Here is a 387-nt window from a genome sequence, read left to right as displayed (position 1 = left end):
ATTGAAAAACCAGTAAATCGAAGAGTGACAAGACCGTTTCCGTTTAGGGGCGGGCTCCTTCTTTCATTAGCCTTAGGATTTGTAGAGATGGTGATAAAAGGCTTATGTATCTCATATTTTATTTTAGGATTAGAAACATATATATATCGTTTAATGCGTAGAAACGCAAGAGTGTAAAAAGGAGGATTTTAAAATGAAAGTGTTGATATTCGAGTTAATTCTCATTGCAATTCTAATTCCATTAAATTTTGTTGTGAAAAAACATGTGCCAAAATGGAAAGGGAAAGTCGGAGAAAAATTAGTGAAGCGTACATTGAGCAAATTGGATTCAGAAAAGTATTGCGTGTTACATGATGTTACGATTCATACTGAGTATGGTGATACAAC

The 387-nt window shown here is 33.9% G+C and carries 1 pseudogene; it reads left to right on the top strand.

From position 1 onward, the window contains the following. Positions 1 to 193: 193 nt before the first annotated feature. Positions 194 to 387, top strand: a pseudogene (locus FOT98_RS29595) (nuclease-related domain-containing protein); the annotation flags it as partial.

The sequence above is a fragment of the Bacillus sp. HY001 genome, assembly GCF_007558965.1.
Taxonomy (GTDB): domain Bacteria; phylum Bacillota; class Bacilli; order Bacillales; family Bacillaceae_G; genus Bacillus_A; species Bacillus_A mobilis.
This window is presented reverse-complemented; position numbering and strand designations above follow the sequence as displayed.